Below are 19,788 nucleotides of genomic sequence, written 5' to 3'. Positions count from 1 at the left end.
TATATAGTTTAGGAGTTTTAAGTAAACTGTTGACTGAGATTGACTGGATCGTGAACGGTAATTTTCTTTTTGTGAATAGCAATCATCTCTTTATCACGCAAATCTCCCAACAAACGAGTCACTGTTACTCTGGTTGAACCAATAGCTTCAGCGATCGCTTGATGGGAAAGCTTCAGATCAATTCTAATACCTTCATCTGTTGGCATTCCAAAATCACGGCATAAAATCAACAGAAAACTAACTAAACGAGAACCCATATCGCGATGAGCCAAGGTTTCAATCATCATCTCCGTTTGCAGAATGCGCGAAGAAAGTCCTTGTAACATCAGCATAGACAATTCAGGATTTTCTTTCAAAGACCTTTCTACCTGTTCGATAGGTGCAGATAATAATTCCACAGGAGTAAAAGCAACTGCATGGTAAAAGCGATCGCTTCTTTGTCCCGTAATCAGAGACAGCACCCCAAACACGCTATTCTCCCTCAGCAAAGCCACTGTAATCTCTTCCCCTGCTTCATAAACACGGGATAACTTAACAGCACCTTTAACCAAGAAATAAACTCTTTCTGCGGGATCGCCAGGAAAAAAAATAGTTTTTCCTCGATCGAAACTCTCAACAATGGGAGGAAAAGAACTACGGTTAAGTTTACGAAATACTGATGCTAGGGGTTGATTTTGAGTCAGAGATAGTTCCATAAAACTCTTGAGGCGCTCAATACTTATTTAATTGTTTAATATTAAACCTTAATTAGTAATCAGTTACCAGTTATCTGTTGTTATTGGCTCGTCCCGTCAGGCTGGATAATATGGCTAGTCTCTCGCTCGATCGGCATTCCCTTGTCCCCATTCGTCCCGTCCCATCTTCGTCCCAAACTAAGCGGGACTTGTACCCATCGCATTGGGGTATAAATGGGATCGTATCAAGCGGGATCGTATCGACGAGGGGTCTGACCACTTGCTCTTTGTTTGCTATTCCTCTCAGCGTCCCCGTTTCTCCCTTGCTCTCTCTGCTCCTTCTTCCTGATTCCTTCTTCCAGATGTACCATAGAGAATTGCGGTTTACATTATGATTGGGAAACAAATGCTAGATTTAAGTGGAAAAAATGCTTTTGTTACAGGAATAGCTAATAAAAACTCTATTGCTTGGGGTATCGCTCAACAACTACATCAAGCGGGAGCTAATATTGGAGTTAACTATCTGCCTGATGAAAAAGGTCGCTTTGAGAAAAAAGTCAAAGAATTAGTCGAGCCGATTGCTCCTGACATTATCGTACCCTGTAATGTTCAAGACGATGCTTTAATGGAAGAAATGTTTAAAGCGATCGCAAATAAATGGGGTAAGCTTGATATCTTCGTCCATTGTTTGGCTTTTGCAGACAAGCAATACCTAGAAGGAGACTTTAGCATTGTTCCTAGAGATGCTTTTAGTAAATCCCTAGAGATTAGTGCTTATTCTTTAGTTCATTTTGCTCGTCTAGCCAAACCTCTAATGAAAGAAGGCGGAAGCATCATTACTCTTTCCTATATTGGTGGAGTTAAAGTAATGCCTAGCTATAATCTGATGGGTATTGCTAAATCCGCTTTAGAAATGAACGTCCGCTACCTCGCTGCGGAATTAGGTGAGCAAAATATCCGAGTTAATGGTATTTCAGCAGGACCTATTCGTACTTTAGCCTCTTCAGCAGTAGGGGGGATCCGTGACATGATCAAACATATGGATAATGCTGCACCCTTAAGACGAACAGTTACTCAAGAAGAAGTAGGCAACACCGCAGCTTTCCTCGCGAGTAATCTTTCCAGTGGAATAACAGGACAAATTATTTATGTTGATGCTGGTTTTGAAATAATGGGAATGTAAATCAGTAAATAGTAATCAGTTATTGAATAGCGACAAGCAACTAGCAACGAGCCACTAACCACTAACCAAAATATCCACTAACCAAAATATGAAAACTATCACTACTATCGAACAACCTACTTTATCTCGTATCGCATCGGTAACCAGAACAACTAAAGAAACCGATGTGTCGGTTGCCATTAATCTTGATGGTCAAGGAAAATGTCTTGCTGATACAGGGATTCCTTTTTTAGATCATATGTTGCAACAAATCTCTTCTCATGGCTTAATTGATTTGGAAGTAAAAGCTACAGGAGATATTGAAATTGACGATCACCACACTAACGAAGATGTGGGGATTACCCTTGGTCAAGCTCTAGCTAAGGCTTTGGGCGATCGCAAAGGAATCAGTCGTTTTGGTCACTTTGTTGCACCCCTAGATGAATCTTTAATCCAAGTCGCTCTTGATTTTTCTGGTAGACCTCATCTTAGTTATGGTTTAGAGATTCCCACTCAAAGGGTAGGTACTTACGATACTCAGCTAGTAAGAGAGTTTTTTGTTGCAATAGTCAATCACTCCCAAATGACTCTTCACATACGCCAGTTAGATGGTATTAACTCTCACCATATCATCGAAGCCACTTTTAAAGCTTTTGCTCGCGCTATGCGAATGGCGTTGGAAGTCGATCTCCGTCGTGCGGAAACAATTCCTAGTTCTAAGGGGGTTTTGTAATTTGGGCGTTGGTGAATCAAGGTATGATTTTAAAATTTTCATACTGTACTCTTCTTAAAAAAGCTTAAAGCTTAAAGCTTAGAGCTTAGAGCTACGAACAGAAACATTTTGTACGTCATACATCAAATTACCAACGCCGTAATTTGTTAGTGGTTAGTTGTTAGTCCCGCCAAGCGGGATAATATGGGTAGAGACGTTCTATCAGAAGCGGTGCATCAAACTATGCGATGCTTGCACCCATCGCATTGGAGTACATCTGGTAGCGCACCAAGACACGTCCGTACAGTGGTTAGTGGTTAATTGTTAATCGCTAATCACCTATGATGAGTGACTGGTTACTTGCTACTTGCGATGCGCGTTCCTAGTTCATAATTCATTATTTATCTTTCCTCGTTTTTCATGGCTTGTTTCTCTTTTCTGAAAAACGTTACTATGCTTTATATATAAAAATAAAGTTTTGTAAAAAAACGTGACTGCAAATTTAAACTCTCAAGCAAATAGCGATTTCACTGAAAGTGAGGCAACAGGCGATCTCCCCAAAAAATGGTATTGTTTAAAACCTCTTTGGGAAGGAGGAGAAGAATCAGTAAAACAAGGATTACCCCATCAACAACTTGCACCAACTTGGCAGATTCTTTTATTAGGGGATGGCTCACCAACTCGTCATTTAAAACTTTTAACAGGAGAACCCACAGAAGTTGATGTAATTGAGATGTCACTGATTGGGGAGAAAAAAGATGGCGCACCCCAAGACATTAAATTTATTCCCGAACCGAGATTACGCAGACAAGTATGGTTAAGAACTGCTTCGGGACAGCGATTAGCCTATGCAACTTCTTGGTGGGATGCCAATCATGTGGATGAGTATTTGCAAAATCGTTCTTTACCTGTTTGGGAAAGTCTTTCTCGCTCTCACACGGAACTTTATCGAGATATTCAAGGTCTTTATTACGGTGAATCCAAAGCATTAGAACTAGCTTTTGAAGAGAAAGGAGCTTTCTGGGGTCGTCACTATTTATTTTGGCATGATAGTCGCCCTTTAACTCTTATTTATGAGGTTTTTTCACCTTATTTAGCTAAATATTTAGGAAAAATGTCTTAAGCCACCCATTGATTAAGCATGAAGTCTATTTTTGAATTTAAGGTAGAAAAAAAAATGAAATAGGAAAAATGCTACAGATCAATTATCGTCTCTACTGCCTCAGTTATTTGCAGCAAATTAAGTCGTGACAGGGACAAAATTGAATAATTTTGGAGAAAAGCAAGAGACAACAGACAGAGCGTAGACAAAAAAAGATTAAAAAGCACTATCGCAAACATATACTAAAAGACATACATTAAGAAAAGCAAAAGGTGACAGGGTATCATTAGGTTTCCACAAGTCAAATACTAAATTCTAGATGCCATCGAGTGAACTGAGGTGTCTCCAATATTTAAGTATTAGAGCTAAATAAGCTTAACTGTTAAATCGATAATTGTAGTGGATATTAATCAATTTACTTATCTTTAATTTAACTATTATGTGATTTTCTGTGATTAAAGTTTTATAATTCAGAAAATACTTGTATTGTCTTAGTAGAAGTTTTCGAGCTATTGAAAAACAAATTTAAACTACACTAAAAACATAGGAATATTTTTAATTTTGGGTGTTTTCCTTAGTCCTGTTAGGTCGAGCTAAATCTGCCTAATAATTACGATGGGTCGGCTAATTAAAAAATAAAATATCTCAAATTTTTTTGATTGCTATTAAAATCCTGAACAACTTTAAATTAGGATTAACTTAATAAGTTCTTTAAATATCTTCGATTAATATCAAGCTAACGTTAAGGCTAATAGTGTAAAACTCGATCTATAGAAGTAAGTGCTTTGCTTTGGCTGAGATTTTTTTGTTGACTTGAGCATGATGTCGCTAAACAAAATCAAAATAATGTATAATCTAGGACAAAACTCTAATAAAAAACCAAATGAAGTTGTTATCAGTTGTTTTCATTTTTTAACATTTACGTATAATTAATAATTAATTGCAATGTTTTTTCTTAAGTCTCTAAACTTAATGTTATTGAGTGGTGCTTTACTTTTAGCAATGCCAATCGCATTATTTACTGTTGAATGTTTAATGGCAACTTTCCCGAAAAAAGCATCTCGAAAAACTCCTTTCAAAAATCGTCCGAAAACAGCTATTCTAATACCTGCTCACAATGAAGCTGAACAGATAGCTCTAGTAGTTGAAGAAGCTCGAAAGCAGTTACAAAATAGCGATGTCCTAGTGGTTATTGCAGATAATTGTCAAGACAATACAGCAGAAATCGCCAGAAAAGCAGGAGCAACAGTAATAGAGAGAGTTGATAAAGTAGAAAAAGGAAAAGGACACGCTTTAGATTGTGGTTTGCATTATTTGGAGGATACTGAGCCTCCAGAGGTAGTAGTATTTTTAGATGCTGATTGTATTGTGGCAGAGAAAGCGATCGCCAATATCACTTGTTTATCCCAGCAGACAGGAAGACCAGTACAAGCCAAGTACTTGATGGAACAAATAGATAACCCTAGTTTAAAAGATCGCATCTCTACTTTTGCCTTACAGGTAAAAAATCGCGTTCGCTTTTTAGGTTTAAATCGTTTGGGTGGTCACTGTTTACTTACTGGTTCGGGAATGGCTTTCCCTTGGTCTGCAATTAAGCAAGTATCTTTGGTAGGAGCAATTAACGCTGATGATATGAAGCTGACAGTAGATTTGACTCTCAAGAATTCAGTTCCTACCTACTGTGAAGATGCTTTAGTTGTGGGTCGCTTGATGAAAGATGAAGATGCTCAAAGTCAAAGAACTCGCTGGGAACATGGACATCTCCAAATGATTTCTGTAGAAGTACCCCGATTAATCAAAGCTTTCTGGAAAAAACCCCGTTTTTCTTTACTCTTACTCGCTCTAGATATTAGTATTCCTCCTTTATCTTTATTAGTAATGCTGTGGTTTGCTGCTAGTACTATTTCTGTTTTAGCAACCATCTTACTAGGCACTTCTTCGCTTTCTACATTTATTTTGGGCATTAGTGGTTTAATGCTATTTACCTCTGTAGCTGCTGTCTGGAGTAAGTTTGGGAAAGAAGACTTACCACTAAAAGACTTAATTGCAATTCCTTTATACATTTTTGGCAAAATACCTATTTATCTTAAATTTCTAATTAATCCCCAAACTGGTTGGTTAAGTACTGAAAGAGACTTATAGACTTGACTAGCTTTTCTTTTTAACTCTTTAGTACCTGAGATAATTTTTTAATACCTTGCTCTATTTGGGCTTCTTCTAGTTGAGCATAACCAAAAATAAACTCTCCTTGGTGTTGAGGCTGCAAATAGTATCTTCTAGCACTAATTAAACCAACTCCCACTGCTGCTGCTTTTTGAATAATCGTATTATCGGGTAAAGCTGTCTGAATTTTCACCATCAGATGAATACCTGCATTTGCTCCTAGGATAGTTACCCTGTCACCAAAATATTTTTCAAAAGCTTGAATTAAAGCTTGGCGACGCAGATGGTAAAGATGACGCATTCGGCGAATATGTCGCTCAAAATGTCCCGAACCAATCCAATCAGTAAGAGCGTACTGTTCTAAAATTGGGCAAAAGCGATCGCATAACCACTTAGCTTTACAAAATATTGGTATCCATACAGGAGGAACAACCAAATAACCAATTCGCAAAGATGGGAAGAGAATTTTCGAGAAAGTACCAATGTAAATTACCGACTGACTTCGATCCATTCCTTGTAAAGCGGGGATCGGTTTTTCTCCATAACGATACTCGCTATCATAATCATCTTCGATAATCAAGGTGTCTGTTTTTTCCGCCCATTGGAGGAGTGCTATTCTTTGAGATAAAGACAAGGTAACACCCGTAGGAAATTGATGAGAAGGTGTCACATAGACAAATTTAAACTTTTGCCGATAATTACGGAGATATTCTACACTTAAACCTTCTGAGTTCACAGCTATAGGCTGTATATAAGCGGATTGTGCTAGAAAGCAGTGGCGTGCGCCAAGATAACCAGGCTCTTCCATTGCCACCCAATCTCCCGAATCTAATATTAAACGAGCAATTAAATCTAATGCTTGCTGAGAACCGTTAATAATAATTATTTGCTCTGGAGTACAACGAACTGCGCGAGAACGCCCTAAATAGTCAGCTATTTCTACTCTCAAGGGAAAATGTCCCGCAGCATCAGGAGCATAATTGAGCAAAGCGGTCGAATTTTCGCAGTGACGAGCCAAAAACTTCCGCCATTGTTGCATTGGAAAATACTCTACCGCAGGATCGCCATAGCGAAAGCTAATTTCATAATCTGATTCTGAAACTTTAAGACTGCCGATAGAGATTAAATTTGTGCCAAATTGAGATAGGGTAGAATCCTTGTCTATTTTAGTGGTTACAGGCTCTATTGGCTGGGAATTTAGCCACTGATCGGGTACTGTCTGACAGATATAAGTACCCGAACCACGCCGAGTTTCTAAGTATCCTTCACTTTCTAACTGTTCATAACTTTGAGTAACTGTAGAACGAGAAATATTTAAAGACTTTGCCAAATTTCGAGATGAAGGTAGTTTTTGATTGGGCTTGAGTCTTCCTTCCAATACCACCGTGCGAATTTTTTCAGTTAATTGTTGATACAGAGGCGTTGTAGAAGTGCGATCTAAATGAATAGCTAAGTCCATAATGAAATAAGTGGACTGATATAAAAATTCAAAAGTGGCTCTTGAATCATACCAATATTCTTTTTATCTTGAGGAGAGTAAAACTAATACAGTATACATAGCATAAATACAATGTCCGATCCTCAAGAACTTCAGGTAACTAAACGGAGTAAACTAAGACGCTTGCCAAAACGAGGTAGTCAAGAGCGAGAATTAATTTACAGTATTTTAGATGAAGCACTGGTTGCTCATGTGGGATTTATAACAGATAATCAACCCTTTGTAATTCCGATGGCTTATGGGAGAACAGGCGATCGCTTGTACCTTCATGGATCTTCTGTAAGTCGCTTGCTGAAAACTCTGGAACAGGGTGTTGATGTGTGTTTCACTGTGACGTTACTAGATGGACTGGTGATTGCGCGCTCTTTGTTTCATCACTCTATGAATTATCGTTCTGTAGTTTTGTTTGGTAAAGCAAAGTTAGTGGTCAGCGAAACCGATAAAATGGCTGCTCTACGAGCTTTCACAGAACAAATGCTCCCTGGACGCTGGGAAGATGCGCGTCTTCCTAATTCTCAAGAATTAAAAGCCACAAATGTTCTTTCTTTTTCCATTGAAGAAGGTTCGGCTAAAGTTCGTACAGGTCATCCTAGTGATGATGCAAAAGATTACGCATTACCAATCTGGGCTGGACAATTGCCTCTAAATCTCACCGCAGGTACACCTATTCCTGATTCTCAGCTTTCTCCTGATATTATACTTCCTGAAAACTTAACTCATTATGGTCGAGGAAGGTAGTGTGATGAAATTTTTCGTGACTAAGCACTTGTTGGTAAAAGGTTCGGGGCATTTCAGCAATGATCGGTGAAATAGCAGCCTTAACCGCAGCCTTATTATGGGCATTATCATCAATTGTTTATGGTGTTTTAGGTCAGAAAATTCCCCCTTTGCAACTGAATTTTCTCAAGGGAATTGTTGCTATTGTTTTAATTGTGTTCACTCTGGGTATTCAAAGAGTAGAATTTACTCTAATTGCTCCTTTACCCCTTGCTATATTGGCTTTGAGTGGTTTAGTAGGTATTGGCTTAGGAGATACAGCTTATTTTTTGGCGTTAAACAATTTAGGCGCGAGAAAAACCTTGCTTTTGGAAACTCTTTCCCCACCTTTGGGCGCATTTTTGGCTTTTATAATTCTGGGCGAGATTATTTCGCCTGTGGCTTGGTGCGGAATTTTGCTGACTTTATTAGGAGTTGTTTGGGTAATTAGTGAAAGAACGATTGATAGTCACATTCGTAATAGATACGGTATTATTTGGGCTATCTTAGCAGCGATCGCTCAATCTGTGGGAGCAGTCTTATCTCGTTTTGCTCTGATTGATTCTGGTATTAGCCCTCTTGAAAGTAGTTTAATTCGTCTAGCAGCAGGAACAGCGATCGCTATATTGTTAATGCAAATTCCCGCTTTTTCAGCTACACAAAGCTTAAAAAAGACTATAAAAGGCTTTTCTTGGCGGACTGTCGGCATTATCATCTTAGCTGCTTTTGGTAGTACTTATTTAGGTATCTGGCTACAACAGATTTCTCTAAAATTTTCGCCTACGGGGATTGCTCAAACCCTTCTTGCTACTAGCCCTTTGTTTATAATTCCTATTGCTTTCATTATGGGAGACAAAGTAACTTTGAGGTCTTTTTTTGGCGTAATTATTGCGATCGCTGGAATTAGTTTGCTATTTATTCGCGGTATTTAGCTTGCTAGCAAGCTAAATTTAACTAGCTAACAGCTTTAAGCTCTGAGCTTCTAAGCTCCAGGTTCAACTCCTCCGTCTCAAGCGATTCAAGCATATAGCTTATAGCTAATGGCTTATAGCTATTTTTAAGCAATAACTCACAAAAACCCAGGAAAACTCTTGATACAAGACAAAACTGTGTTTTTTTTGCTACAACAGATCGCTAGATAGATAATATTAAAAATTTATGAAATCTAGTGTTGTTCGAGTACCTTTTGTCGATCTCAGCTTTCAGCATCAACCAATTAAAGATGATATTACTCAAGTATTACAATCTGTAGTTAAAAGAGGGGATTTTGTTTTAGGTCAAGCTTTAGCCGAATTTGAAACCGCCTTTGCTAAAGCTTGTAATGTTAAATATGCTGTGGGGGTAGCTTCGGGAACATCAGCGATCGCTATTGGGTTACAAGCTTGCGGTATTGGTAAAGGAGATGAAGTAATTGTTCCAGCCAATACTTTTATTGCTTCTGTAATTGGTATTATTCAAGCGGGAGCAACCCCAATTTTAGTTGATTGTGAATTAGATACGGCATTAATCGATTTAACCGCAGCAGCTAAATTAGTTACCCCTAAAACCAAAGCTATTTTGCCAGTCCATCTTTACGGACAGATGGTATCTCCTCAAGCCTTGTTAGATTTTGCTCAAACACATAATCTCATTATCTTTGAAGATTCGGCACAAGCTCATTTAGCAACTAAAGAAGGGTATTATGCAGGTTCTGTGGGCAAAGCTGCTGCTTTTAGCTTTTACCCCAGTAAAAACCTTGGTGCATTGGGGAATGGAGGAATGATAGTTACTGATGATGAAGCAGTAGCCAAAAAAGCACGTAGCCTACGTAATTACGGCGCATCCCAAAAATACCTTCATGTCGAGTTAGGTACTAATAGCCGTTTAGACACTCTACAGGCTGCTATTTTACACTTAAAACTCCCCTATTTGCCTGATTGGAATCAAATGCGTAATCAAGCAGGAGAGATGTACGATCGCTATTTTCGGAAATTAGCACATCCTGAAATTAAACCGATACAAAATTACAGCGATCGCGGTCATGTATACCATCTCTATGTAGTTCGTCTCCCAGACTCTTTAGCTGAGAGGAGAGAGCAAATTCAAACTGCTTTAGCAGATGCGGGAATTCAATCAGGAATTCATTATCCGATTCCTTGTCATCTCCAGCCAGCTTTTAAATATTTAGGTTATCAATCGGGAGATTTTGCCCACGCAGAGACTTTATCGGCACAGATTCTTTCTTTACCCATATTTCCTGGTATTACTAAAGCTCAGATTGAGTTAGTGTGTCAACAACTTTTAGAAGCTGTCAACATCATAATTAAAGAAGGCGACTAACCGTCGCCTTCTCTCACGATCAAAATTTGATGTCAAATCAGGTTTGGAAAGCACATCTTACTCGTTTGAGCTAAAAAAAATTAGTCCCCTGGCTGCCTTTCTTTACACAACCTTCAACTACCAGACATCAATCAGAATTCAGCATGAACTATATTAGAATTACAACTAGCTCGATAAAAAACTTTATTCATTCATAATTAACTATGCAAGTTAGTCAGAAAGCTAATAATTATTTGGATTCCAATTTTCTTTACTACCTAACTTTAGGTTTACTCGCTATTTTATATGCACCTTTATTAATACATTGGTATGATGGCTGGCTTAATAAAAGTATTAATATCGAACATGAATACTTTAGTCATGGCATCATTGGATTGCCCTTTGCAGCATATATTAGCTGGTCTAAAAGAAAGAAATGGCAAAGAATACCAGACAGATTTAATCCTTGGGGTGGATTTTTTTTAATTTTAGGCATTATTTTTTACACTACAGGAGTGGCAGAACTGGTTAGTTTTTCCTTTCCCATGGTATTAGCAGGAATTTGTCTTTGCTTCAAAGGAATTTCTGGTTTAAAGTTACAAACTTTTCCTTTATTTTTAGTATTTTTTGCTGCTCCAAACTCTGTACCTTATCTAATTACTTCGTGGACATTACCACTACAAAAATTTATCGCTGTGATGGCAGGATTTATATTAACGCAGTTTGGCATGGATGTTGCTGTAGAAGAAATTTACCTTTCGGTAGGAGGAAGATTAGTCGAAGTCGCCCCTTATTGTGCTGGTTTAAAAATGCTTTTTACTACCCTATATGTGGGTTCAATGTTACTCTATTGGACGGACAACCATCGCAATACCAAAAAAGTGACTATTCTCTTAAGTAGTGCTGTAATCATCAGCGTAATAGCCAATATAATTCGGAATACTGTACTAACCTTTTTTCACGGAACAGGTAGAGATCAACTTTTTGTTTGGTTACATGATAGCTGGGGAGGAGATTTATATTCTGCAATGATGCTGGGAATTATCGTGTTACTGATCAACTTTTTAGACAATGAAAAAGATTTTGTAGATAATCCCTCTCACAAAAAAAAATCATGACACCTCCATCCATTACAAAAAACAAAGTAGGAGTATTGTGGAAAACTTCTCCCACCAAATTTTTGACCAAAGCTGTAGTAGTATTATTACTTATAATTACAGTTGCGATCGCAGCTATTCCTGGGTATTTGCAGGGTGGACAATGGACTTGGTCTAGACTCCCTCCGATCGATAATACTCAACAAATGAGAAGCCTACTTAAAACAGGTGTAGAATTTACCGACTGGCAAACAATTAAACAAAGAGAAATTCGTATTGGAGGTAACAAATGGTCGGCTCAAGCCATAACTCAAGGTAACTCTTCTCCTGTAGTAGTCTTACTGGCTCCTCAAACTTTTTATAAAGATAAACCTTATGTAGAATGGACAGATATTCAAGGACTAGAGAAATGGAAAACTGATTCTCATCGTGAATTAGAATTTACTGTTGAGGGTAATTCTCCCAACTCTAAAGTCAAAGCTCGTTTTTTTCGTGCTTGGAATCAACAAACTTTTGCCATCGTACAGTGGTATGCCTTTCCTAATGGAGGAAGTCACGCTACTACTAATTGGTTTTGGCGAGATCAAATTGCCCAATTAAAGCAAAAGCGAGTTCCTTGGATAGCAGTTTGTCTAAAAATTCCTCTTAATCCCTTAGACGATTTAGATAGTGCGGAAACTCTAGCAACCTCTCTAAGTCAACAAGTTCAAGGTAGTCTTCAGGAAAATACATTCAATGTTTCTGTCAAAAAAAACAATTAAATTCACAACTCAACCAAAGTTACTGGGGCTATTTTTGGGTACTAGCCTGTGGTGCTTTCTCAATTATAGTTTTTTTGTCTCTTGCGGTTACACTCAAGTTCCGATTAAGCTTCCCGAAGAAAATCGACCAGAAACAGGAGAAACTGCTCCAGTTGAACCATCTACTCCCACCTTTAATCTAGATAATCCGCCACCCGAACCCGAACCAGTTCCTGCTTTCGATTCCGTAACTTCTCCCGAACTCAATACCTATCGTCTTGATAGCGGAGATGGCATTAGTATTAGTGTTCCTTTATATCCTGAATTTAATTCAGTAGGAACTCTTGATGCAGAAGGAAATGTAATTATGCCCATTTTGGGAAGAATATCTCTAACAGGTCTAACTATTTCCGAAGTCGAATCAAAAATTTCCTACGAATTAGGAAGTCGTTTTGTGCAAGAACCCCCTGACGTATTAGCTTCTATTACTTTGACTCGTCCTGCCCAAGTCAATATTTTAGGGGAAGTTGTTCGTCCTGGTTTTTATGGATTTGTCGCAGGTTCTCCCATCACCCAAGTATTACAAGGTGCAGGGGGAAGTACTAATGATGCGGATTTACGTTCTGTTGTGGTACGCCGTAGACTAAGAGACGGCAGTCTTTTAGAACAAAAAGTCGATCTTTATTCGGCTCTTATTGAAGGAGAACAATTACCTCCAGTATTTTTGCAAGGAGGAGACACGATTGTTGTTTCCCAATTAGAACCAGGAGAAGACAAAAACTACAACCGCAGTCTAGTTGCTAGAAGTACACTTCCTCAGCAATCAATTACAGTGCGAGTTGTCTTGCCTTCTAATACAGGAACGAGTGTCCGTAACTTAGTGTTGCCCAATGGTAGTACCTTTATTGATGCTGTGGCTTCTTTACCTGCTGGCGATCCTTTATTACAAAAGCAAGAAATTGGTTTGTTTAGATTTGACCCCGATACAGGAGGAATTGTTTCTCAATCTTTAGATACCAGAGAAGTTGTTCAGGCTAATTCCGCTCAAAACGTACCTTTAGAAGATGAAGATGTCATCGTAGTTGGTCGTACCCTTCTTGGTAAAGTTTTTAACGCCTTTAATGTAATTACAACACCTCTTAGAAGCTTTTTTGGTTTCAGATCTTTATTTAACAATATATTTGATTAATCAATCACTAAAATAAATACTTTTTATTTTAATTGATTTATTTTATAAAGTGTTCGTTCATAATAGTTAAGTGACATTGTCGTCTTTCGACTCGATCAAGTATGACTCCACCGATTGTAAAACGTTTTCTGATTTCTTTGGAACAACATAAAGTACTGGGATTAATTATTTTTCTCCTCAGTATTGGTGTATCCGTTGTGTTTGCTTTGCAGCCAGAACCCCCAACCCCAGAAACAACGTACAAAGCTAATGGACAGCTTTCTTACAGTAGTCCTCCACCTCTGTTCACGAGTACAGGAGAACAACTGGCAGAGCAAGGTAGATTTATCAATGTTGATATTCTACTATCTCCTCCTGTTCAAGCCAGAATCAGAACTCAATTACAATTGAGGAGCGATGAGCTAAAAGAGATGATCGATCGCAACCTCCAAATTAATCTTCCTGAAGATGGTAGTACTCAGCTGATCGGTTTGGAGTATATCAACTCAGATGACCCAGAGGAAGCAGTCAGAAATCTGGGAGTGGTCATGACAGAAATGATCGAGCAGAGTCGCTTAATCAACACTTCTCAGTTACGAGGGCGTATTGATGCTTTAAATGGACGTTTGATCGTAGTACAACAAGAGTTAGCTACCGCAGAAGAAGCCTTTTATCGTTTTATTAGTACTGAAGGTACAGATCTATTGGCAGTACAAGACGGTAGTCTTTTCAGTGGCATTACTGGTAGCCAACAGCAACAAAGGCAGTTACAGCTAATTTTAGAAGAGATTGAAGGTCAAATTGATAGTATTGTTACGCAGTTGGGTTTAAATCCCGACGAAGCTTATACTTCGGCTGCTTTAAGTGCCGATCCCATACTAGCTAGCTTGCGATCGCAAGTTGTCGAAATTGAAAATCAACTCAAACAAGTAGAAAAAGAGTTACGACCCGATCATCCTACTCTAATTAGTCTCAGAAAACAGTTACAAGCCAACGAAGATTTAACTCAAGAGCGTGCAACTGAAATTTTACAAGGAACAGGTAAATCGAGACCATTAGCCAATCAATTAAGGCAAGAAAGCAGTCTTGACCCTGCCAGACAAGATTTAGCGAATACTTTAATCACTCTACAAACTCAACGAGAAGGCATTATTAGACAGCTAGAATCGGTCAGAAACACCGAACAAGATTTGCGAGAACAGTACGAACAATTTCCCGATCGTCAACTGCAACAGGCTCGTCTAGTCCAAGAAGTCGAAACCAAAAGAGCTTTATATCAAACTATTCTGACCGCTCTAGTAGATGCTCAATCAGCCGAGGCAGAAACTACCAGTAGTTATGCGGTTGCTCAAGCTCCTGTGGTGCAAGAAGTCGCACCCACAACTTTAGTTTCGATTAATCGCTTTCTTATTTTAGGTGCTGGGGCTGGAATTGGTCTGGTTGCTGCTGCGGGGGTAATTTTTCTCTTGGCTCTGTTGGATGACAGACTGCATACCCCCCAAGAATTACGAGAGTTGTTATTAACCAGGGAAGTACCTGTCTTGGGTAATATTCCCCGTATCGATGGTTTTGATTTGAATGGGCAAGAACTTCCCATCATTGTGGATAATGATTCTAGTTACTTAACTTTTTATGAGCGTGTTCGTAGTAACCTGCGTCGTTATAGTGCGCCTGCTACCAAAGTGATTTTAGTTGCCAGCGTCTCCCATAAAGAAGGAAAAAGCGTGAGTGCTTACAATCTGGCGATCGCCTCTGCTCATGCAGGAAAAAGAACTTTAATCATTGAAGCAGACTTACGGGCTCGCTCTAATAGTGAATGGGTACAGGTACAAGCAGATGACAATGCCACCCAAGAACCATTAAAATATTTTTCTGAGAGTAGTGAGGCAATTCGCTTAGTACCAGCGATCGCTAACTTGTATATTGTGCCTAGTCCAGGGCCATCTCGTCAAGTAGCAGCTATTGTAGAATCAAACGAACTAGAAAGACTCATTAAAGACGCTAGAGGTCGTTTTGATATGGTCATTATCGACACTCCCTCCTTGTCAAAATGTAATGATGCTCTACTTTTGGAGTCTTTAACCGATGGTGTAGTCTTAATAGTCAGACCAGGCATTTCTCGCGGATCGATGCTTGGAGAAACTATCGATCAATTTACAGAAACCGACATCCCCATTTTAGGAGCGATTATCAATGACACAGAGCAAGTTGTCAATCTGATGGAGTTACCTGCTTCTGAGCTTTCAGAAGCAGATGAAAAAACGGTAGAAAGTCAATTGGTTGAGTAAATATTGACCAACGGTCACGCAAGCCCTGTCGTTTTACGGCAGGGAACGTGACCAGTGAGTAGTTTTTATTGTAGTAATCAAATTAATTTTTGTGTATCGCTATGGGTAGAAAAGCAAAACTGAAAAAACAACGTCGTCAAGCACAACAAAACAAGTCCGATGCTCAAGAAGTTAATTCCCAAGATTTCATCGGACAGATGAGACAAGAAGGTTATCGTTTAGAAGCTATACAGCGATCGCCTGAAGTTCCTCAAGAGAATATTGAACCGCAACTTTAAAATTAGCTATAAGCCATTAGCCATTAGCTGTAAGCCAGTTAAAATTATGGATTGTGGAACTATGAATTTTGAAATTGCATTTACTTCATCCCTCATCCTTCATCTTTCATAATTTAAACTCCTGCATGTCCGAGAGCTAAACCCGCTACTAGCATTCCTAGTACCAGAAAAGGTTGTGCGCTGGCTTGGTACTTCACATCGTTTTCTAAAGGATCGCGTAAAAAATACATATCTTGGAACACGATCTGAGGCAATACCAACAAGAATAAAATACTAGCGTAAAGATTTTCGTGGATACTGACTAAATAGCCCGCAATTCCCATTTGGAAAGTATCGATCATAATTACACAAATCCAGGCTGCGGTAGTGATACCAAACATGACTGGTAGAGATTTCAACCCTAAAGTGCGATCGCCTTCCACACTTTTAAAGTCATTTACCACTGCAATTCCTAACCCAGCACAGCTATAAATCAGGGTTAAAATGACGATTGTCCAATTTAGCTCCCCAAACAAAGCATGACCAGCCCACCATGGTAAAGCGATGTAGCTTGCACCAAGGGCATAGTTACCCAACCAACCATTTTGTTTCAGTTTCAATGGTGGTGCAGAGTAAATATAAGCGATAAATGCCCCTCCTAAACTTAAATAGAGCATTACAGGGGTTTCATGACCAGCCCAAAGATCGAGGAGGTACGATAAGCCAAGACCACCCAGTAAAAGTACCACAATTTGGATAGTAACTTGGGGAACAGAAATTGCGCCAGAAGGAATCGGGCGATAAGGTTCGTTAATTGCGTCTATTTCGCGGTCATAAAAGTCATTAAGGGTTTGAGTATAACCAGTCATTAAAGGCCCAGAAAGTAACATACAAGCTGCTGCAATGAGGACATTTTCTAACGACCATACATAGTTCCCAGACGAAGCTGCACCACACACCACACCCCATATGAGAGGTATCCAGGTAATCGGCTTCATTAATTGCAGCCTGATCTTCCAAATATTAGTTTCCCCTGAAGCTGCTCCTTTCATTCCCAGGAGTTGCCGAGCCTTAGAGGTGGCTTCTTCTTGATTTTTCTCAGGTTTGGTATCAGTCATTTTTTAATCGTTTTTAATTGATTGATATTTATTAATGTCATGATTGACTGGTTCGTTTGCTAATTGCTAATGCGACGCGATAGCGAGTCCTTTAGGGCTACTTTCTTGCTCCTCGTTCCTCGTTTCTTCTTGCTTAATTTAGCCAATACTCAGTTCTAAATAGTTATTGGTGAATTTAGCTCCTGTAACAGAACGACCAGACCAAGCAGGGGGTAAATCTATATTGCGTCGTTGATCTCCTGCTTCTATGGTAATTTCTGAGCCATTTTGAGTTAATTTAACTTGTTTCTTGTCAAAACCTGGTAAAAAGACTTTAATTTTTTTCTCTGTCATCTCAAAAGTGGTAGGCTTGGGACTTGTGATACTACCTACGAGATTGGGTAAAGCATCACCCAAAGTTTGCCATTCGCCACTGGAGATAGAGGGTAGAAAAGTTATTGTTAAAGGGTTAAATTCTTTTGTTACAGAATCATTACTATCTGCTTGATTGAGTAAGACGCCTCCTACGGTTAAACCAACTTGCTGTGCGCTACCCCAGAGATATTTTGCTTGAGCAATCGCCACAGGATCATCTTTAGTAACTAAATAAGCAATTACTCTTTGCTCTGTTAAAGCTTGTCTTCCTTTTTCTAACATCTGACTTGCTTGGTCGGTTTCGTCGGGTGAAAGGCTATCAAATGACCAAGAAGAATTGAGAATAGCGGAGGTAACTGGTTGCACAAAAGGTGAAAGTGCTTTGACAATTTCAGAATCTTGAAATACCCCTTTAAAACGACGAATATACCAACTTAAAACTTCTGGCATCCCAAACATTCTGAGGGTATTGAGGTCGCCTGAGCCATCGTAGACAATGACATCATATTGCTTGCTTTGGTCGTATTCTCGAATTTTATTGAGAGCTAAAGCTTGATCCATCCCTGGTAAAATGCCTAACTCTTGACCATAGACATTCTTGAGAAGTGGCGATCGCAAATACTGCTGTTCTAGTTGCTTTACCTGTTCCCAATTCTGCTCTAAAAGCATTGTGGAATGTAATTGCGCCACAGATAAGTTAGCTGCAATTTCCTGTGGTTTGGCAGTGATGTCAATGCCCAAAGCAATGTTGTAAGCGGGACTAGAATCTTGAGTTAATAACAGGACTTTGCGCCCTTGCTGTGCTAAATTTTTGGCAGCAGCGATCGCAATTGTAGTACGACCAGTGCCACCTTTGCCCAAGAATGTAACAATTGAGGACATAGTTTTAGTATTTTTTACCTGGGATTGGATATGTATTCAAGCAATTAGTTAATCGGCTTGATTTCGTCTTCAAAAAACCAAGTAGCAGTTTGATCGTCGAATTTTACAACAACACCAACGCCACTACCGTCAGTCATTTTGTATTCTTTTACTGTACCTACTTTGCCTAGTTTATCAGCAACATTACCAGATACTTTGTCTCTAATACGATATACTTTAACCTTTTGACCTATTTCCATTCCTAGTTCTGTATTCTAAATATTTGATTAAATTAACCAATTCACAGTTTAAAGCAAAATCCACCCTATTGTTAAGCAGTTGTTGATTGAGAGGAAAAAAGAAAATGAATCAACCTGAGTAGGTTAGAATGGCTTTCTGAAAATATTCCGATCCTTAATTTATGATTGCCTCCATTACCAAAAAGAAGAAAACCTCTCAAATGCGGTGGTATTGGGAATTACTTTCTGTATTAGTCAGACGCAATCTGAAGCGTAGATATCGTGGCTCTTTTTTAGGCATTTACTGGTCGTTATTAAGTCCGCTCATTATGACAGCTTTGTATGCAGCTATTTTTGGCACAGCTTTTGCTGCATACTATGACAATTCAACTTTAAACTATGTATTGGCTGCTTTTACTGGTTTGGTAGTTATTAATTTTTTTTCGTCTTCTACGTCACAAGCTTTAGTTAGTGTTGTCGAAAATGGAGCAATAGTTAACAAAATTCGGCTTCCTTTAGTTATTTTTCCGCTTTCTTTTATAGGTGCTAATGTTTTTCAGCTATTAATAGGAGTTTTCCCTTTACTATTGCTGACAACTTTCCTGATCTCTCGCAGTTTACTCAACGTGATTGCCCTTTTATTTCCTTTAACTGCTCTAATTTTAGTCTGCGCTGGTGTTAGTTTATTGATGAGTTCGTTGTATGTGTTTTTTCGCGATTTACCTTATTTTTATGAATTATTAACTTTTTTATTATGGATTAGCTCACCAGTATTTTACCCTCCAGAAATTGTCCCAGAAGGCGTAAAAAGAATATTAGTCTTCAATCCTTTACTACCAATTATCAATAGTATTCGTCAAATTAGTTTGTCAGGTAGTTTACCAGATATAACTTTAATTTTCGCTTCTCTATTAAGTGGCACAATTGTTTTAACAGTGGGAGCTATCTCTTTTATTTTATGGCAAGATAAGTTTATGGATTTACTCTAAAAAATGACCGAAGCAATTAGAATTGAAAACGTTTCTTTATGGCGCAGAACTCAAGAAGAATTTTCTTACGATCTTAAGAGAACTGTTCTAGCTTTTTTAGAAGGAAAATATCGTCATCCTGCGAAAAAGCTCATTTTAGATAATGTTAGTTTAACTATTAATCAAGGAGATAAAATTGGAATTATTGGCTCTAATGGTTCGGGAAAATCAACTTTATTAAAACTAATTTGTGGTATTTTAAACCCCACTCAAGGAACAGTCAGAGTTAAAGGAAAAATTGCGCCGTTGATTGAGTTGGGGGCAGGGTTTGAT

The 19,788-nt window shown here is 38.6% G+C and carries 19 protein-coding genes; 14 read left to right on the top strand and 5 right to left on the bottom strand.

The window, feature by feature from the left end:
* Window positions 1-17: 17 nt before the first annotated feature.
* Window positions 18-695, bottom strand: a complete 678-nt coding sequence (gene ntcA, locus H1P_RS13145; RefSeq protein ID WP_144867793.1) for a global nitrogen regulator NtcA — start codon at window positions 693-695, stop codon at window positions 18-20.
* Window positions 696-1,080: 385 nt separating this feature from the next.
* Here ntcA and fabI point away from each other — a divergent pair, with 385 nt between their 5' ends.
* From fabI to H1P_RS13125, 4 genes are all read left to right on the top strand, one after another.
* Window positions 1,081-1,857 (top strand): enoyl-ACP reductase FabI, encoded by a 777-nt coding sequence (fabI, locus tag H1P_RS13140; RefSeq protein ID WP_144867808.1) that lies wholly within the window; start codon window positions 1,081-1,083, stop codon window positions 1,855-1,857.
* Window positions 1,858-1,945: 88 nt separating this feature from the next.
* The gene (gene hisB, locus H1P_RS13135; protein ID WP_144867791.1) at window positions 1,946-2,569 is read left to right on the top strand and encodes an imidazoleglycerol-phosphate dehydratase HisB; all 624 of its coding nucleotides are present in this window, start codon (window positions 1,946-1,948) and stop codon (window positions 2,567-2,569) included.
* A gap of 469 nt (window positions 2,570-3,038) precedes the next feature.
* Window positions 3,039-3,671, top strand: coding sequence for a chorismate lyase (locus H1P_RS13130; RefSeq protein WP_144867789.1), 633 nt, complete (start codon window positions 3,039-3,041; stop codon window positions 3,669-3,671).
* Between the two features lie 924 nt (window positions 3,672-4,595).
* Window positions 4,596-5,792, top strand: coding sequence for a glycosyltransferase family 2 protein (locus tag H1P_RS13125; RefSeq protein ID WP_144867787.1), 1,197 nt, complete (start codon window positions 4,596-4,598; stop codon window positions 5,790-5,792).
* Between the two features lie 19 nt (window positions 5,793-5,811).
* Here the strand turns inward: H1P_RS13125 and pdxR are convergent, their stop codons facing one another.
* A complete protein-coding gene (gene pdxR / locus H1P_RS13120) occupies window positions 5,812-7,272 on the bottom strand; it encodes a MocR-like pyridoxine biosynthesis transcription factor PdxR (RefSeq protein WP_144867785.1) in 1,461 nt (486 codons plus the stop codon).
* A 111-nt stretch (window positions 7,273-7,383) separates the two neighbouring features.
* Here pdxR and H1P_RS13115 point away from each other — a divergent pair, with 111 nt between their 5' ends.
* The 8 genes from H1P_RS13115 (at window position 7,384) to H1P_RS36045 (ending at window position 15,936) form a co-directional block, all read left to right on the top strand.
* Entirely contained in the window at window positions 7,384-8,049 is a 666-nt protein-coding gene (locus H1P_RS13115) for a pyridoxamine 5'-phosphate oxidase family protein (RefSeq protein ID WP_144867783.1), read from the top strand.
* A gap of 59 nt (window positions 8,050-8,108) precedes the next feature.
* Window positions 8,109-8,999 (top strand): DMT family transporter, encoded by an 891-nt coding sequence (locus tag H1P_RS13110; protein WP_144867781.1) that lies wholly within the window; start codon window positions 8,109-8,111, stop codon window positions 8,997-8,999.
* 226 nt (window positions 9,000-9,225) lie between these two features.
* A complete protein-coding gene (locus tag H1P_RS13105; RefSeq protein ID WP_144867779.1) occupies window positions 9,226-10,386 on the top strand; it encodes a DegT/DnrJ/EryC1/StrS family aminotransferase in 1,161 nt (386 codons plus the stop codon).
* Between the two features lie 203 nt (window positions 10,387-10,589).
* Window positions 10,590-11,483: a cyanoexosortase B gene (gene crtB / locus H1P_RS13100; protein WP_144867777.1), complete on the top strand. Its 894-nt coding sequence runs from the start codon at window positions 10,590-10,592 to the stop codon at window positions 11,481-11,483.
* Window positions 11,480-12,223, top strand: a complete 744-nt coding sequence (locus H1P_RS13095; protein ID WP_144867775.1) for a cyanoexosortase B system-associated protein — start codon at window positions 11,480-11,482, stop codon at window positions 12,221-12,223. Before crtB ends, H1P_RS13095 begins: the two co-directional genes overlap by 4 nt.
* Window positions 12,198-13,391 carry a polysaccharide biosynthesis/export family protein gene (locus H1P_RS13090; RefSeq protein WP_144867773.1) on the top strand — a complete coding sequence of 398 codons (1,194 nt, stop codon included), beginning with the start codon at window positions 12,198-12,200 and terminating at the stop codon, window positions 13,389-13,391. Before H1P_RS13095 ends, H1P_RS13090 begins: the two co-directional genes overlap by 26 nt.
* A 101-nt stretch (window positions 13,392-13,492) precedes the next feature.
* Window positions 13,493-15,658 carry a GumC family protein gene (locus H1P_RS13085; RefSeq protein WP_144867771.1) on the top strand — a complete coding sequence of 722 codons (2,166 nt, stop codon included), beginning with the start codon at window positions 13,493-13,495 and terminating at the stop codon, window positions 15,656-15,658.
* Between the two features lie 101 nt (window positions 15,659-15,759).
* On the top strand, window positions 15,760-15,936 hold the full coding sequence (locus H1P_RS36045; protein WP_186375952.1) for a hypothetical protein: 177 nt from the start codon (window positions 15,760-15,762) through the stop codon (window positions 15,934-15,936).
* A 113-nt stretch (window positions 15,937-16,049) separates the two neighbouring features.
* On the opposite strand, the gene chlG is transcribed toward H1P_RS36045, so the two are convergent.
* From chlG to petP, 3 genes are all read right to left on the bottom strand, one after another.
* Window positions 16,050-17,033, bottom strand: coding sequence for a chlorophyll synthase ChlG (gene chlG / locus H1P_RS13080; protein ID WP_144867769.1), 984 nt, complete (start codon window positions 17,031-17,033; stop codon window positions 16,050-16,052).
* A 138-nt stretch (window positions 17,034-17,171) separates the two neighbouring features.
* The gene (locus tag H1P_RS13075) at window positions 17,172-18,269 is read right to left on the bottom strand and encodes a Get3/ArsA fold putative tail anchor-mediating ATPase NosAFP (RefSeq protein WP_144867767.1); all 1,098 of its coding nucleotides are present in this window, start codon (window positions 18,267-18,269) and stop codon (window positions 17,172-17,174) included.
* Between the two features lie 44 nt (window positions 18,270-18,313).
* Window positions 18,314-18,508, bottom strand: coding sequence for a cytochrome b6f subunit PetP (gene petP / locus H1P_RS13070; protein ID WP_144867765.1), 195 nt, complete (start codon window positions 18,506-18,508; stop codon window positions 18,314-18,316).
* A 161-nt stretch (window positions 18,509-18,669) separates the two neighbouring features.
* Here petP and H1P_RS13065 point away from each other — a divergent pair, with 161 nt between their 5' ends.
* Window positions 18,670-19,476, top strand: a complete 807-nt coding sequence (locus tag H1P_RS13065; RefSeq protein WP_144867763.1) for an ABC transporter permease — start codon at window positions 18,670-18,672, stop codon at window positions 19,474-19,476.
* Between the two features lie 3 nt (window positions 19,477-19,479).
* Window positions 19,480-19,788 (top strand): ATP-binding cassette domain-containing protein (locus H1P_RS13060; protein WP_144867761.1); only part of this gene is annotated, 309 nt, incomplete at its 3' end.

This window comes from Hyella patelloides LEGE 07179 (assembly GCF_900659865.1).
GTDB lineage: Bacteria > Cyanobacteriota > Cyanobacteriia > Cyanobacteriales > Xenococcaceae > Hyella > Hyella patelloides.
This window is presented reverse-complemented; position numbering and strand designations above follow the sequence as displayed.

Bases quoted from the DNA above. Each gene is read 5' to 3' on its own strand.
- crtB (WP_144867777.1), top strand. From the start codon at position 10,590: ATGCAAGTTAGTCAGAAAGCTAATAATTATTTGGATTCCAATTTTCTT.
- H1P_RS13090 (WP_144867773.1), top strand. From the start codon at position 12,198: ATGTTTCTGTCAAAAAAAACAATTAAATTCACAACTCAACCAAAGTTA.
- fabI (WP_144867808.1), top strand. From the start codon at position 1,081: ATGCTAGATTTAAGTGGAAAAAATGCTTTTGTTACAGGAATAGCTAAT.
- H1P_RS13115 (WP_144867783.1), top strand. From the start codon at position 7,384: ATGTCCGATCCTCAAGAACTTCAGGTAACTAAACGGAGTAAACTAAGA.
- H1P_RS13075 (WP_144867767.1), bottom strand. From the start codon at position 18,269: ATGTCCTCAATTGTTACATTCTTGGGCAAAGGTGGCACTGGTCGTACT.
- H1P_RS36045 (WP_186375952.1), top strand. From the start codon at position 15,760: ATGGGTAGAAAAGCAAAACTGAAAAAACAACGTCGTCAAGCACAACAA.
- H1P_RS13110 (WP_144867781.1), top strand. From the start codon at position 8,109: ATGATCGGTGAAATAGCAGCCTTAACCGCAGCCTTATTATGGGCATTA.
- pdxR (WP_144867785.1), bottom strand. From the start codon at position 7,272: ATGGACTTAGCTATTCATTTAGATCGCACTTCTACAACGCCTCTGTAT.
- hisB (WP_144867791.1), top strand. From the start codon at position 1,946: ATGAAAACTATCACTACTATCGAACAACCTACTTTATCTCGTATCGCA.
- H1P_RS13065 (WP_144867763.1), top strand. From the start codon at position 18,670: ATGATTGCCTCCATTACCAAAAAGAAGAAAACCTCTCAAATGCGGTGG.
- H1P_RS13125 (WP_144867787.1), top strand. From the start codon at position 4,596: ATGTTTTTTCTTAAGTCTCTAAACTTAATGTTATTGAGTGGTGCTTTA.
- petP (WP_144867765.1), bottom strand. From the start codon at position 18,508: ATGGAAATAGGTCAAAAGGTTAAAGTATATCGTATTAGAGACAAAGTA.
- H1P_RS13105 (WP_144867779.1), top strand. From the start codon at position 9,226: ATGAAATCTAGTGTTGTTCGAGTACCTTTTGTCGATCTCAGCTTTCAG.
- H1P_RS13095 (WP_144867775.1), top strand. From the start codon at position 11,480: ATGACACCTCCATCCATTACAAAAAACAAAGTAGGAGTATTGTGGAAA.
- chlG (WP_144867769.1), bottom strand. From the start codon at position 17,033: ATGACTGATACCAAACCTGAGAAAAATCAAGAAGAAGCCACCTCTAAG.
- H1P_RS13085 (WP_144867771.1), top strand. From the start codon at position 13,493: ATGACTCCACCGATTGTAAAACGTTTTCTGATTTCTTTGGAACAACAT.
- ntcA (WP_144867793.1), bottom strand. From the start codon at position 695: ATGGAACTATCTCTGACTCAAAATCAACCCCTAGCATCAGTATTTCGT.